At 58.2% G+C, this 13,059-nt stretch carries 12 protein-coding genes; 10 read left to right on the top strand and 2 right to left on the bottom strand.

Annotated features, from left to right (window positions below; all coding sequences use genetic code 11):
• The first annotated feature begins 1 nt into the window (after window position 1).
• Entirely contained in the window at window positions 2-3,367 is a 3,366-nt protein-coding gene (locus tag AACW18_RS18965) for a pilus assembly protein (protein WP_218389553.1), read from the top strand.
• Entirely contained in the window at window positions 3,364-3,771 is a 408-nt protein-coding gene (locus tag AACW18_RS18960) for a type IV pilin protein (protein WP_218389552.1), read from the top strand. Before AACW18_RS18965 ends, AACW18_RS18960 begins: the two co-directional genes overlap by 4 nt.
• Before the next feature lies 1 nt (window position 3,772).
• Here AACW18_RS18960 and AACW18_RS18955 read toward each other — a convergent pair whose 3' ends face one another.
• On the bottom strand, window positions 3,773-4,153 hold the full coding sequence (locus AACW18_RS18955) for a type IV pilin protein (protein WP_218389551.1): 381 nt from the start codon (window positions 4,151-4,153) through the stop codon (window positions 3,773-3,775).
• A gap of 94 nt (window positions 4,154-4,247) precedes the next feature.
• On the opposite strand from AACW18_RS18955, the gene AACW18_RS18950 reads away from it, so the two are divergent.
• From AACW18_RS18950 to luxS, 8 genes are all read left to right on the top strand, one after another.
• On the top strand, window positions 4,248-4,781 hold the full coding sequence (locus tag AACW18_RS18950) for a GspH/FimT family pseudopilin (protein ID WP_218389550.1): 534 nt from the start codon (window positions 4,248-4,250) through the stop codon (window positions 4,779-4,781).
• Window positions 4,775-5,419 carry a PilW family protein gene (locus tag AACW18_RS18945; protein WP_084228255.1) on the top strand — a complete coding sequence of 215 codons (645 nt, stop codon included), beginning with the start codon at window positions 4,775-4,777 and terminating at the stop codon, window positions 5,417-5,419. The genes AACW18_RS18950 and AACW18_RS18945 overlap by 7 nt, the downstream gene beginning before the upstream one ends.
• 1 nt (window position 5,420) lies before the next feature.
• Window positions 5,421-6,548 carry a PilX N-terminal domain-containing pilus assembly protein gene (locus tag AACW18_RS18940; protein WP_042652141.1) on the top strand — a complete coding sequence of 376 codons (1,128 nt, stop codon included), beginning with the start codon at window positions 5,421-5,423 and terminating at the stop codon, window positions 6,546-6,548.
• An 11-nt stretch (window positions 6,549-6,559) separates the two neighbouring features.
• Window positions 6,560-8,662, top strand: a complete 2,103-nt coding sequence (locus tag AACW18_RS18935) for a prepilin-type N-terminal cleavage/methylation domain-containing protein (RefSeq protein WP_218389549.1) — start codon at window positions 6,560-6,562, stop codon at window positions 8,660-8,662.
• Between the two features lie 87 nt (window positions 8,663-8,749).
• Complete coding sequence (locus AACW18_RS18930) at window positions 8,750-10,372, top strand: NAD+ synthase (protein WP_218389548.1); 1,623 nt, start codon at window positions 8,750-8,752, stop codon at window positions 10,370-10,372.
• A 9-nt stretch (window positions 10,373-10,381) separates the two neighbouring features.
• Window positions 10,382-10,720, top strand: coding sequence for a nitrogen regulatory protein P-II (gene glnB, locus AACW18_RS18925; RefSeq protein WP_005308848.1), 339 nt, complete (start codon window positions 10,382-10,384; stop codon window positions 10,718-10,720).
• Between the two features lie 52 nt (window positions 10,721-10,772).
• On the top strand, window positions 10,773-11,372 hold the full coding sequence (locus AACW18_RS18920; RefSeq protein ID WP_277994526.1) for a transglycosylase SLT domain-containing protein: 600 nt from the start codon (window positions 10,773-10,775) through the stop codon (window positions 11,370-11,372).
• 17 nt (window positions 11,373-11,389) lie between these two features.
• A complete protein-coding gene (gene luxS / locus AACW18_RS18915; RefSeq protein ID WP_218389546.1) occupies window positions 11,390-11,899 on the top strand; it encodes an S-ribosylhomocysteine lyase in 510 nt (169 codons plus the stop codon).
• Window positions 11,900-11,960: 61 nt separating this feature from the next.
• Here luxS and AACW18_RS18910 read toward each other — a convergent pair whose 3' ends face one another.
• Window positions 11,961-12,983, bottom strand: coding sequence for a GGDEF domain-containing protein (locus AACW18_RS18910; RefSeq protein ID WP_042652146.1), 1,023 nt, complete (start codon window positions 12,981-12,983; stop codon window positions 11,961-11,963).
• Window positions 12,984-13,059 lie beyond the last annotated feature (76 nt).

Genomic DNA, 13,059 nt, shown 5'->3' with positions numbered 1-13,059 from the left:
GATGCGTACATCTCTGTGGATGTTATTGGGGTTGTTGCCGGTGTTGCCGGTGCTCGGTGCGCTCGATATCGCCCAGACCCCCCTCTATCTTGGCACTCGCGCCGAGCCCAATATCATGTTCACGTTGGACAACTCGAGCTCGATGCTCTCTGAGGTGATGCCGGAAGAGTTGGTGCCTTCTAATCTCAGCGTGTTCTTCATCTATCCCAGAGCCGATGATGTGTATGGCAGCTATGACTGGAGCAACAGCACAGTCACGTTCGCCGACAGCAACGACTTCAATGCTTATAACCGGTCGAGTCAGAACAACCGACTCTACTACAACCCCTCGTTGACCTATCGCCCTTGGGCCAATGCGGATGGCTCCCTGATGGCGAATGCCAGCATCACCTGTGCACCCCACAATCCGACCAATACGACCGCAGGCTGTCGCGATCTGACCAAGAATAACAGCTCGAGTTCGGCACGTTACTATAAGGGTTTCTCCTCTAACAACTACTCCGACAGCAACGAAACGTTCTGGCCGGCCGTCTACTTTTCCTACAAGGGAAGTGGCGACTTGAAGAAGGCTGGTAGCTATACCCGGGTCGAGATCAAGTCGGGCACTACCTATGACAGCCGGCCCAACCGCAGCGATTGCAAGAGTGCTCCTGTCTGTACCTATGCCGAGGAGATCCAGAATTTTGCCAACTGGTATACCTATTACCGCTCCCGGATCCTGGCCGCCCGTGCAGGGGTCGGACGAGCCTTTGCCAGCCAAGGTAATACCCTCAGGGTGGGATTCACCACCATCAACAGTGGGAGCACTATGCTGCGCACCGTGGCACCCTTTAGCGGCACCCAGCGCACCGGTTTTTTCACGGATCTGTATAGCGGCAAATTCAATGGCATAAACTACACGCCGCTGCGGACCAGCCTCCAGGATGTGGGGAATTACTTCTCCCGCACTGACAACAATGGCCCCTGGGCGACCAGTGCCGGCAGCACGGCGGCACATCTGACCTGCCGTCAGAGTTACAACATCCTGATGACGGACGGGTACTGGACCGAGGGACGCTCTTATAATCCCAGTCCTGCGGTCGGTGATGTGGACAAGGATGGCACAGCCGATACCTTGGCCGACGTATCCCTCAATTTCTGGAAGACGGACCTGCGCACCGATCTGGCCAACAAGGTACCGACGAGCACCACGGATCCGGCAAATTGGCAGCATTTGGTCAACTTCACCGTAGGGTTGGGAGTGAATGGCACGCTGAATCCCGCCAACGGGGTGCCAAGCAGCTGGCCCGATCCTTACGATTCTGACGCGAAGAAGGTCGATGATCTGTGGCATGCGGCAGTCAACAGCAAGGGCGGCTTTTTCAGTGCCGCCGATCCCGATACCTTCGCCACCGCGCTCAGCAACACCCTGGCCCAGATAGCATCACGCACCAGTTCGGCCAGCTCGGTGACGGCCAATGCGACTCGACTCGACAGCAATACCCACATCTATCAGGCCCGTTACAACAGCGGGGACTGGTCCGGTCAACTCATCGCCATTCCGCTTGATGATAGTGGGGCTCTGGAGAACAGGACCTGGGATGCGGCGGCTCAGATCCCGTCTCCCGCGGATCGCCGGATCTTCACCCTGCAGGGAGGGAGTGGCATCAATTTCACCTGGGCTGATCTCAACGCCAACAATAAGGCCTTGTTTGCCCTCGGGGGGGACACGCTGGGGGAGGCCAGGGTGGGTTACTTGCGCGGTGATCGCAGCCGTGAACAGGGACGTGGGGGCACCTTCAGGGATCGCAGCTCTGTGCTGGGGGACATCATCAACTCGGATCCCGTCTATGTGGGGCGCCAAGATTACGGCTATGGCGCGGCCAGCGGAATGACCCAGACCGAGCGGGAACGCTATGTAGCCTTCCTAAGCTCGACGTTGGTGACCGGACGCCCACCGATGCTCTATGTCGGGGCGAACGACGGGATGCTACACGGCTTCAGGGCCAGCGACGGCGTCGAGACCATGGCTTATGTGCCAGCATCCCAGCTTGGGGAGCTGACGCCCTTGACCCAGCTGGGTTATGCCCACCGCTACTATGTGGATGGTTCGTCCAAGGTGGGGGATGCCTATCTGAATGGCGGCTGGAAGACGATATTGCTGGGCAGTACCGGGGCCGGAGGCAAGGCCGTGTTCGCCATCGACGTTACCAATCCAGCCAACATGATGGCCAGTAATGTGATGTGGGAATTTAACACGAGCAGCAACGCCGAAATGGGCGTAGCGCTCTCGGTGCCCACCCTGGGAAAGGTCAAGGCGGGGGACAAGTGGGTTGCTCTGGTGGCCAATGGTTACAACAGCCAGAGCCAGATGGCCAGGCTGTTTGTGATCGATCTGGCGGATGGCTCCCTCATCAAGGAGTTGAATACCGGGGTCGGCTCGAGTTCGGCGCCGAATGGCCTGTCGAGTCCTCTGCCGGTGGACGTGGATGGGGACAAACTGATCGACTATGTCTACGCCGGCGATCTGCAAGGCAATCTGTGGAAGTTCGATCTGACCGCCAACAACAGCAACCAGTGGGGGGTGGCGCTCAAGACCGGCAACCAGGGTATTCCCCTCTACCAGGCGTGTGATGGTACCTGCTCCGCCACCAGCCGCCAGCCCATCACGGTCAGGCCATTGGCTCTGCGACACCCCAATGGGGGGGTCATGGTCCTGTTCGGTACCGGGAGCTATATCACCAATGATGACAAGAGCCTGCCGAGCACGCCGCGGATTGACGCCGTATACGGCATCTGGGATGCCAATGGTCAGAGCAGCACCATCACGGCCAGCCAGTTACAGAGCCAGGCGATCACCAGCGAGTTGGCGGCCAATGGCGCTACCCGCAAGTTCAACGTGAGGGTGGTCTCCAACAATGCGGTGGATTACAGCGCTCGCAAGGGATGGTCTCTGAGGCTTATTTCGCCAAGCCTCAGCAAGGGCGTCGGGGAACGTCAGGTTGCGGAGATGCTGTATCGTCACAAGCGGTTGATTTTCAATACTCTCATCCCCTCATCTGACGCCTGTGACTTCGGTGGCCGCTCCTGGTTGATGGAGATCGAGCCCTTCTCTGGGGCCCGTCTCAGCTACTCGGTGTTCGATGTCAACGGCGATAGTGCCATCAATGACGATGACTATGTCGATGTGCCGGATGGCAATGGCGGTTCTACCAAGGTGCCCGGCAGTGGCAAGCAGTTTGATGAGCTGACGACGACCCCAAGCGTGGTGGAAGATGGCGAGGTAGAGCGCAAGTATATGAGCGGCTCCAGCGGCAATGTGTCGGTGACCCTGGAGGAGGGGGCTGGTGATCAGGGAGGAAGGCAGTCTTGGATTCAATTGGAATGAAAAAGCCCAAGGGATTTTCCCTACTGGAACTGATGATAGTGGTGGTGGTGGTGGCGATCCTGTCGGCGGTCGCTTATCCCAGTTATCAGGCTCATATAGCGGCGTCGCGTCGGGCCGAGGCAAAGGCGGCGTTGATGGAGGCGGCCCAGTATATGGAGCGGGAATTCACTCAGGCGGGCAGCTATAACGCGGCCAACCTCGTATCGGCGGGGCTCAGTACCTTGCCGCGAGATGGCGGCTCGGCCTATTACCAACTGGTCGTGAATGCCAGCGGTGCGGCCTTCACTCTGACCGCCACCCCAACGGGGGGAATGGGCGGAGACGAATGTGGTGTCTTGATGCTGGATCAGGTTGGACGGCAAACCGTATCGGGTGCCTCGCTCACTGCCGCGGACTGCTGGTGATTCACTTCCAGCAGTCATTGCTAGGATATTTGTAATCGCCTTTGTCGATACCTAACATTGCACAATTCGCATCGCCACTCTGAGCACCTTTGGCGGTGGCTTTGAGTGAGTAGGTAATTTGATTGGCTGCGGAGACGGCAAAGTCATAGTAGTCGCTGCTGGGGCTACCGAGATCTGCCACGTTTGTGCTGTAAGCACCACTGGTGATGCGATACTCCTCCTGTTTGAGCTGCATGCTGAGCAAGCCCTTGAACGCCTCGGCGCGGCGGGATTTACGCAGTCCATCGGTAAAGCTTGGATAGGCAACGGCCGCCAGGATGGCGACTATGGCGACCACGACCATCAGCTCTAGCAGTGTGATACCTGATTGTTTGACTCTCATTGGCGGCACGCCTTGGGAAATGGGTTGATACTATAGAATAGTACTGACGGTGCGCTCTACTGGCACGGGCAAAAAGAAAGGAGTCTTGAGCTAAATGGTACGCACAGCGGACAGAACCTCCGGTTTTACCCTGATTGAGTTGCTGATCGCCCTGACGTTGGTGGCTATCTTGGTGGCTGTGGCGTTGCCCAGCTATCAGTCATTGCGGCAGGAGCAGATGGTGCGGGCGGCGACGCAGGCTCTCTATACCGATGTCATGCTGCTCAAATCCGAGGCTGTCAAACGTAATCAGACGTTGAATCTCCTCCTTTTTAATAGCGGCACGAGTAACTGGTGCTACCGAGTTCATATCGATGGCAGCTGTAGCAGCTGTACTGATACTTGCTCCAGCATAGAGGGGCGGAAAGGGGGGGATGCCAGCGAGTTTCCCGGCCTCATTTTAGAGGCGAGTTACAGTGAATCAGCAACTAACATCAGGCCACTCAATATTTCTCCCCGTCGAGGCACGCTGACGGCGGGCAATATTGCTATCTCATCAGGTGACTACTCCATGCGGGTCGTAACCAACAATGTTGGGCGGGTACGCACCTGTGCCGTCCGCAATGTCAGTGGGGTGCCGGGATGCTGAGACGCCATACAGGTTTCAGTCTGGTGGAGCTGATGGTGGCCATGGTGGCTGGTCTGCTGCTGGTAGCGGCGGTGACGACGCTCTTCGCTACAGTTCTCAGGGCCAATAGTACCGCTATGAAGGTGAGCCGCCTCAATCAGGAGATACAGGCAATTACCGATATGATGGCCCGTGACATCGAGCGGGCAGGCTATGATGCCAGTGCGGCCACCGCAACCCGACTGGTGTCTGGCGCAGCCCCTTCCCCTTTCTATTTCAATGCCAGTGCCGATCTGCTGGATGAGACGGCAACAGGCTCCAAGCTATATCGCTGTATTAGAGTGAATTATGATGACAATGAAAATGGTGTGCTGAACAACAGCGTGTCCAGCAGTCATGAGACGCGAGTTTACAGTTACAGCAGTGCCGACAAGGGAGTCAAGCTGGCGACGGGGGCCAGTCCTGCCTGTAATAGCGGTAGTCTCATCTCGACCGATAACACCATCGAAGTTACCCAGCTCACTTATAGCCTGCTCTCGAGCAGTCAGGTGAGTGGCGCCAGGGCCATTCAGCTCAATATCTCCGGTCGTTACAAAGACAATACTGCGCTGACCCTGAACTTGCAGCGCGATATCAAGCTGCGTAATGACGGATACTGATATGAGAACTCAATCCGGTTTTACAACCTTCACAGTCACGCTGATCCTGGTGCTGATCCTGCTGGCGGTCTCCCTGCTGGTGGGCAAGTTGCTGGTGGCCGATCGTCGTGTGACATTAAACGAAGCGCTCTATCGTCAGGTCATGGCGTTGGCGGAGCAGGGTCTCTCCTACGGTTTTGGCCGATTAGCCGCTGAAGGCTCTCTTTGTCCTGCAACCCCCTCCTGGTCTGGAAATTCATTCTCTCCATCTGGGGCTGGCGGCACCTATGGCCTGACTGTGGATTGCATGACCTCCTTCCCCGTGGTGGTGGGGAGTACCACCCAAGTGACCCCGATCCGCATTCGTTCCGTGGCCAATTTGAATAACAATCAGGCTCAGGCTGCGGTCGAGGCGCAATATGTGCAGAGCAATGTCTTGGCAGGAACCCCGGCTGCCCCGCTGACCGTCGCCGGCGGCATGGCGGTGGGGGGCAATTTCACCGTGGTGGCCAATCCCAATGGGGGCGGGCTGGGAGTGCCGCTGTCCATCTGGACCAATGATTATGTGGACCTCAACAATGGATCTGGCCAGACCTGCAATCAGGGAGACTACGCGGGTAGTTGCAGTGCCAATATCAGCCAGGCGGGCAGCAAGCAATCGGATATCAAGGATAGCGATCCCGCCTTCCCCAGTGATCTGGTCTGGTATCTGTTCAATGAGAATGATGATGACGCAGGTTGGGCAAACATCGAATCCAGAGCCAATCAGATGGTCACGAATTGCAATGGTCTAGGGCCGACGACAACGGGGCTTGTCATCGTCGACGGCGATTGTAATCCGGGGGCCAACATTGGCACTCAGGCCGCCCCTGTTGTGTTGATCATTCGAAATGGCAACCTGACCATCAATGGTAACCGCCAGCTCTATGGACTGGTGTTTGCTTACTCTGAAGACCCGGCCACGGCGACCGCAGATATCAAACTCACTGGCGGGGCCATCGTCAATGGTGCCCTGGCGGCCAACTTCAAGCTTGGCAATTCCAATGGTACCTATGATGCAAAATATGATGAGGCTGCGCTGAGCAATATCAGGACCGGTGCCGTCTTCCAGACTCTTAAACAGGTGCCGGGCAGCTGGCGCGACTGGTAGAGGATAAGCAGATGAAATGGCAAAAAGGATTTGGCCTGCTCGAGATATTGGTGACCCTGGTGGTGTTGGGGGTTGCCGTGGTCGGCCTGGTGGTTCTCTCAAAGTCGGCCCTGACCGCATCTCAGGATGGGCGGCGCTATGAAATCGCCATGCGTCTGGCCGAATCCAAGATCGATGAGTTCCGTAACTTCAATAGTCTGGTGACGGCGACTGCTCCGCTCACGGCCTATGACGCCATTGCGAGCGGTAATGTGACCAAGAGCCAGTCTGGTGATAGCTATACGCTGGTTTGGACGGTAACCAACCAATATTGGAACGGGGCCACTTCGGCATGGCAGAACACGGCACCTGCGGGGTACCTGCAGAACTACCCTGGACGAAAACAGATCTATACGAGAGTCAACTGGACCAACAGCGGAGGGGGGCAGGCTGCGGTAACTCTCACGGGCTATGCCTCTCCCTCGGAATCGCTGACTGCAGAGCAGCTGCATGGCGGGCTGGATACCGCCCGGACAGGGCCGAAGATAAATTATACCCCAGGGGTAGCGCCAGACGTCATCTCCATCGATCTCGGCAACGGTAGCAGACAGGAAACCAGCAAGCCTTCTCCGACCGTGGTGGCCAAAAATAACACTGTCGGCAAGGAGGTACAGTTTGAAACAATGACCTACCAGCCTGCGAACCAAGGCAATACCCAGCAAATCCAGCAAGATATCAGCTCGGTAAGTTGCGCCTGCACCTATGGTTCCACTTTGAGTGCCTATCTTCCGGGTCAGGCCTACAGCACTGCCACCAACCAGCTTTATTGGAAAGTGGGGTCATTGCAAAGCAAGCAGACCGGGACGGTGAATGGCAATGATCAGCCAGCTTTATGCAGCAGCTGTTGCAAGGATCACTTCGACGGAACGGGGACGGGATTCCCCAACTACTATGCGCCGCTCAATACCAGCCGGCAGCGCTACAACAGCTCTTTTACCCAGGTTGGTAGCGGAAGTTATATCGATGCCTGCCGTTTCGTTCGGTTAGACGGTTACTATCGTCCTCTCCCGGATTGGAACCTGATCAAGGTCATCGTCACTACTTCAGACTTCTTGGCCAAACAAGCCAATCAGGTCAGTTATCAGAATTACATCCAGTATGTGGTCAAAGCCTATATCGACTGGCAGAAACAGACTCTGAACTGGACATCAAACCCGACGGCGACGGCGCCAACGATCAGTGATTTCTCCACATGGCTTCAAACCCCCGCCAATGTCGCGCCCGGCGGAGATGCTACCACGGGCATCACGGTCAATACCGGCACGCGTCAGCTGATCGCCCGTGGCATCTATGTCGATATTCTAAACCCGACCTATCTGGCCGGGATAGATACCAGCGTCACCGGTTATCTGGCCAGAGTGCCATTTCAGGATATCAATCTGACCATGTTGGCGGAGTGGTCCATGACACCGCTCAGTGGTCAATTGACGGGGGTGGTGACCGACTATGCCGTCGTCAGTAATGAGCCGATCGACACCATCGTTGATCTCAACAACTACTACTTCGGCAGTTACAGTCGTGGCTACCTGGCCGCCAAGAAATCTACCAAGGATGCCAGCCAGGCTATGCAGAGCGTGAAGGTAAAGGCCACCGTCTATCAGGGGAACTCGGGGATTACAGCGACGCTTATCTCACCGCGCGATCAGAGCCTGGCACTCAGCACCGAACTGGCCGTTTCTATAGACACTGGCGTGGTGACACAACCCTTGTTGACGGTAACGGGCAAGGTGGAGTGTCTCGAGAAAACAAAAAACAACGATCCAACGCCCAAGGCCTGCAAGAAGAATGTGTTCGGTGGTTTGAGCATCAGTACCTCGACATCCGGTGCCAATTGTCATGTGGATACGCCGAGCAGTGATAATCAGACGGCCATATATACCTGTACGGCGGCCCAGAATATTACCCTGGTGGTGAATTTCTCCTATTCGGGAAACAACACGACCTTCCTGCTTAAGCCTAGTTCTTTAAGCATCCCTATGACTCCGCCAGCCAGCGGGCAAGTCATCAGCGGCCCCTGTACCTTGCTGGTGGACAACGGCGTTACCAATGCCGCCAACCTGTCCTGCTCCCCCTAGGACCTGTTGTGGGAGCCAAGGCGCTGGCACAGCCAGCGCCTTTTCTTTATCATTCCCCATCATTTTCGAGTTTTAAGATGCATCGCCATGGCAAAAGCCCTCTCTCTGATGCTTGCCCAGTTAAATCTGACGGTAGGCGCCATCGAAGATAACTGTGACAAGGTGCTGGCTGCGGCCGCAGAGGCGGATCAGCAAGGCGCCGATCTGCTGGTGTGCTCCGAGCTGGCATTGACCGGTTACCCGCCGGAAGATCTGCTGCTGCGGGCCGACCTGATGATCCGGGTCGAGGCTGCACTGGCCCGAGTGGCGGCCTGGCAGGGCAATTGCGCCATCCTGGTGGGGCATCCCTGGCGCGAAGGCGAGGCGCTCTACAACGCGGCCTCCCTCTATGAGCGGGGCCAGCTGGTGGCGCGTTACTTCAAGCAGGATCTGCCCAATTACGGGGTGTTCGACGAGAAGCGCTACTTCAGCGCGGGCACTGAGACCTGCGTCGTGGCTTTCAGGGGGCACAAATTGGGACTGCTCATCTGCGAAGATCTGTGGCAACCGGGGCCGGCCCTGGCGGCCAAGGCGGCCGGCGCCGAACTGCTGCTGAGTATCAACGCCTCCCCCTATGACAGGGAGAAACCCTGGATCCGCAATGAGCTGATGACGGAGCGCTGCGATCAGACTGGCCTGCCATTCGTTTATCTCAACCAGGTCTGCGGTCAGGACGAGCTGATCTTCGACGGCTGCTCCAAGGTGTTCAACAGCCAGGGCGAGCTGACCCACAAGCTGGCGCCTTTTGCCGAAGAGCTGGCGCTGGTGCGTTTCGAAAACGGTCAACCTGTGAAGCTACAGGAGCCTGCCGCCTCCCTCGCGTCATTGGCCGAGGTCTATCAGGCGTTGGTGTTGGCGGTGCGCGACTATGTCACCAAGAACGGCTTCCTGGGCGCCGTGCTGGGGCTTTCCGGCGGCATCGACTCCGCCCTGACCCTGGCCATCGCCGCCGATGCCATCGGGGCGGACAAGGTGCAGGCGGTGATGATGCCGTTCCGCTACACCGCCCAGATGAGCGTGGAGGATGCCAAGGAGCAGGCCGAGCGGATGGGGGTCGAGTTCGACATCATTTCCATCGAGCCCATGTTCGAAGGCTTCATGACCCAGCTGGCGCCGCTGTTTGCCGGCACCGCACGGGACACCACCGAAGAGAACCTGCAGGCCCGCTGCCGTGGCGTCTTGCTGATGGCGCTCTCCAACAAACGTCGCCGCATCGTGCTGACCACTGGCAACAAGAGTGAGATGGCGGTCGGTTATGCCACCCTCTACGGTGACATGGCGGGCGGCTTCGATGTGCTCAAGGACGTGCCCAAGACCCTGGTCTTCAAGCTGTGTGAATATCGCAATAGCGTCAATTATGTGATCCCGCAGCGGGTCATCGATCGCCCCCCTTCGGCGGAGCTTGCTCCGGATCAGGTGGATCAGGACAGCTTGCCCCCCTATGACATCCTGGATGCCATCCTCAAGCGTTATGTGGAAGAGGATGCCTCGGTCGCCGACCTGGTGGCGGAGGGCTTCGAAGAAGCCGTGGTGCGCAAGGTGATCCGCCTGGTGGATCTCAACGAATACAAGCGCCGCCAAGCCGCCGTCGGGCCCCGTATCACGGCCCGCAACTTTGGTAAGGATCGCCGTTACCCCATCACCTCCGGGTTTGGCAAACAGAACTGGTAAGGAGTCACCATGAAGAAGATTGAAGCCATCATCAAACCGTTCAAGCTGGACGATGTGCGCGAGGCCCTGGCCGAGATCGGCATCAACGGCATGACAGTCTCAGAGGTCAAGGGCTTCGGCCGCCAGAAGGGGCACACCGAGCTCTATCGCGGCGCCGAATACATGGTGGATTTCCTGCCGAAGGTGAAGGTCGAGCTGGTGGTGCAGGACGAGGATCTCGATGCCTGCCTGGAAGCCATCCAGAACACCGCCCGCACCGGCAAGATCGGTGATGGCAAGATTTTTGTCTGTGAAGTGGAGCGGGTCATTCGTATCCGTACCGGCGAAGAGAACGAAGACGCAATTTGATGTGATGAATGAGCCTCGAAACGATGCAGAGAACCAAGATACCATCCCGCTGATGTGGACGCGTCTCATGGTGGTGGCAGGCCTGCTGATGGGTCTGACCGCCTGTAGTTCCAAGCCACCGGCTCAGCCGGAGAACCTGTGCCAGATCTTCAGCGAGAAGCCGGATTGGCACAAGGCGGCGCTGCGGATGAGCGAGCGCTGGGGGACACCGGTGCACGTGGTAATGGCCATGATGTATCAGGAGTCCTCCTTCGTACACGATGCCCGGCCACCGATGGACTATTTCCTCTTCATCCCGACCGGGCGCGCCAGCTCGGCCTATGGCTATGCTCAGGTGAAGGATGAGACTTGGGATGACTATCAGCGGGAAAGTGGCAACGGCTGGAGCAATAGAGACGACTTTGCCGACGCCATCGATTTCATGGGCTGGTACACTAGCAAGGCGCAGCGGCTGAATGGCACCTCCAAGTGGGATGCCTATGGCCAGTATCTCAACTATCACGAAGGCTGGGGCGGCTACCGGCGTGGCAGCTACCGCAGCAAGGGATGGCTGATGAAGGTCTCCCGCAAGGTGGAGGCCCGCGCCCAGCGCTACGGCGCCCAGTACCGACAATGCAAGGATCGGCTCCCCAGCGGGGGCTGGTTCTCGTAACCAATCAGGAGTCAGAAATGCCGTTATTGGACAGTTTTACCGTCGACCATACCCGTATGGAAGCCCCTGCCGTGCGGGTGGCCAAGACCATGCAGACCCCGAGCAAGGACACCATCACGGTGTTCGATCTGCGCTTCTGCGTGCCGAACCAGGAGATCCTCTCCGAGCGCGGCATCCACACCCTGGAGCACCTGTTTGCCGGTTTCATGCGGGATCACCTGAACGGCAACGGGGTCGAGATTATCGACATCTCCCCCATGGGTTGCCGTACCGGCTTCTACATGAGCCTGATCGGCGCGCCGGACGAGGCGCGTGTGGGCGCTGCCTGGCAGGCCGCCATGAGCGATGTGCTGACCGTGCAGGATCAGGCCAAGATCCCCGAGCTGAACGAATATCAGTGCGGCACCTACAGCATGCACTCGCTGGAAGAGGCGCACGCCATCGCACGCCATGTGCTGGAACGCGGCATCGGCGTCAACCATAACGATAAGCTGGCGCTGCCGGAAGAGAAGCTGAAGAGCCTCTGAGCCGTTGGGTTGCAGAGATAAAAAGGCCGGTCAATGACCGGCCTTTTTACTGCGCGCAGGCTCAGGAAGGGAGCGGCATCACCCGGTTGCGACCGAGCTCCTTGGCCTTGTAGAGCAGCTTGTCGGTGCGCTCGACCAGGGCATCCCCCGTCTCCTGCCCCTGGTGTTCACCCACCCCGAACGAGGCGGTGATGTGATCGATGCGCCGGCCAGACTTGCGATCCAGGATCGACATCTTCTCGATGGCCCGGCGCAGGCTCTCCGCCATCTGCCGGGTCAGCGCCAGGGAGCGGCGTGGCGCCAGCAGCGCAAACTCCTCCCCCCCGAGTCGGTAGGCGGTGATCCCCTCCTTGCTGGCTTCCCGCAGCCGCTTGCCGAAGATGCGCAGCACCTGATCCCCTAGCAGGTGGCCATATTCGTCGTTGAAGCTCTTGAAGCGATCGATGTCGACCAGGATCAGCGAGAACGGCTGACGGGTGCGGATCAGGCACTCCATCTCCAGATCGAAGGCGCGGCGATTGAGCAGGTTGGTGAGGGCGTCCTCGGTGGCCAGCTTGCGGGTCTCGCTCAGCGCCTCCTTCAGCTCCTTGATCTCCTTCTCGGCGCTGCTGAGCTGACTGCGAAAGTGCATGGTGGACATGCGCACGTCCCGCGACTCGCGCACCAGCTCCCGCAGTATGCCCATGGTGTCTTCCAGGCTCAGCCCCTCGTCATCGATGAGGCTCAGCCTGTCGAAGCTCTTGTCGAGCATCGCCTGGAACTGGCCGGTGTCGACCAGCGCATCCTGCATGGAGTGTCCCAGCTCGTTGGCCATGGCGGCCAGATTGAGCTTCATGGCCTCCATCTGCTGCTCATCCTGGCTGGCGAGGTGCTGATGGTAGAGGCGCTCGCAGGTGGTGAGGGAGCAGGTGCCCTGCAGCTTGACCGCCTGATCGATGGCGCTGTTCAGCTCGGGCATGTCGCCGGAGACGTAGTTGTACCAGAGGTGGTAATTGTTCGGGGTGGTAGGAATCTGATACTTGATCATCAGGGGGACCGCCTGTTTCAAATAGGCGGCAGATTGGGCGAACGAGTCCTTGCTCATGAGTTCCGAGTCTCACATACCTGCAAACTGCGGCCAGTATGACAGAGAGATTGGCCAAAAGGCAGTCGATGGATGC

This window comes from Aeromonas sp. sia0103, from assembly GCF_963895295.1.
In the GTDB taxonomy this organism is placed as follows: Bacteria; Pseudomonadota; Gammaproteobacteria; order Enterobacterales; family Aeromonadaceae; genus Aeromonas; species Aeromonas encheleia.
The sequence above is the reverse complement of the archived record's forward strand: the minus strand, read 5'-3'. Positions and strand labels throughout refer to the sequence as shown.

Coding starts and splice junctions, on each gene's coding strand:
- AACW18_RS18965 (WP_218389553.1), top strand. CDS start 2: ATGCGTACATCTCTGTGGATGTTATTGGGGTTGTTGCCGGTGTTGCCG.
- AACW18_RS18960 (WP_218389552.1), top strand. CDS start 3,364: ATGAAAAAGCCCAAGGGATTTTCCCTACTGGAACTGATGATAGTGGTG.
- AACW18_RS18955 (WP_218389551.1), bottom strand. CDS start 4,153: ATGAGAGTCAAACAATCAGGTATCACACTGCTAGAGCTGATGGTCGTG.
- AACW18_RS18950 (WP_218389550.1), top strand. CDS start 4,248: ATGGTACGCACAGCGGACAGAACCTCCGGTTTTACCCTGATTGAGTTG.
- AACW18_RS18945 (WP_084228255.1), top strand. CDS start 4,775: ATGCTGAGACGCCATACAGGTTTCAGTCTGGTGGAGCTGATGGTGGCC.
- AACW18_RS18940 (WP_042652141.1), top strand. CDS start 5,421: ATGAGAACTCAATCCGGTTTTACAACCTTCACAGTCACGCTGATCCTG.
- AACW18_RS18935 (WP_218389549.1), top strand. CDS start 6,560: ATGAAATGGCAAAAAGGATTTGGCCTGCTCGAGATATTGGTGACCCTG.
- AACW18_RS18930 (WP_218389548.1), top strand. CDS start 8,750: ATGGCAAAAGCCCTCTCTCTGATGCTTGCCCAGTTAAATCTGACGGTA.
- glnB (WP_005308848.1), top strand. CDS start 10,382: ATGAAGAAGATTGAAGCCATCATCAAACCGTTCAAGCTGGACGATGTG.
- AACW18_RS18920 (WP_277994526.1), top strand. CDS start 10,773: ATGTGGACGCGTCTCATGGTGGTGGCAGGCCTGCTGATGGGTCTGACC.
- luxS (WP_218389546.1), top strand. CDS start 11,390: ATGCCGTTATTGGACAGTTTTACCGTCGACCATACCCGTATGGAAGCC.
- AACW18_RS18910 (WP_042652146.1), bottom strand. CDS start 12,983: ATGAGCAAGGACTCGTTCGCCCAATCTGCCGCCTATTTGAAACAGGCG.